General features: G+C 66.4%; 2 protein-coding genes. Both read left to right on the plus strand.

What is annotated here, in order from left to right; all coding sequences use genetic code 11:
* Positions 1-315, plus strand: a 315-nt coding sequence (locus tag PGR23_RS24420; protein ID WP_430915675.1) for a biotin/lipoyl-containing protein, incomplete at its 5' end; no start/stop codon positions are given.
* Between the two features lie 15 nt (positions 316-330).
* On the plus strand, positions 331-491 hold a 161-nt coding region (locus tag PGR23_RS24425), incomplete at its 3' end, for a sodium ion-translocating decarboxylase subunit beta (RefSeq protein WP_173670150.1).

A 491-nucleotide genomic window follows, 5' to 3' on the forward strand; every position in this document is an offset into this window, starting at 1 on the left:
AAAGCCTTCGTGGTCAAAGTCAGCGACGGCGGCGACGTCAGCCAGCTGACGGCGGCCACTCCGTCTTTCGCACCGGTTCAGGCAGCCGCCCCGGCAGGCGCCAGCACCCCGGTGACCGCGCCGCTGGCGGGCACCATCTGGAAGGTGCTGGCCAGCGAAGGCCAGGCGGTGGCGGAAGGCGAGGTGCTGCTGATTCTGGAAGCCATGAAGATGGAAACCGAAATCCGCGCCGCGCAGGCCGGTACCGTACGCGGTATCGCGGTGAAATCCGGCGATGCGGTGGCGGTCGGCGACACCCTGCTGCAGCTGGCGTAAGGACGAGGAGCGCAAATGGAAAGTCTGAACGCCCTGATTCAGGGCATGGGGCTGATGCACCTGGGGGCCGGCCAGGCGGTGATGCTGCTGGTCAGCCTGCTGCTGCTGTGGCTGGCGATTGCGAAAAAGTTCGAGCCGTTACTGCTGCTGCCGATTGGCTTCGGCGGCCTGCTCTC

It is taken from the genome of Klebsiella sp. 141162 (assembly GCF_050600755.1).
GTDB classification, from domain to species: Bacteria; Pseudomonadota; Gammaproteobacteria; order Enterobacterales; family Enterobacteriaceae; genus Klebsiella; species Klebsiella aerogenes.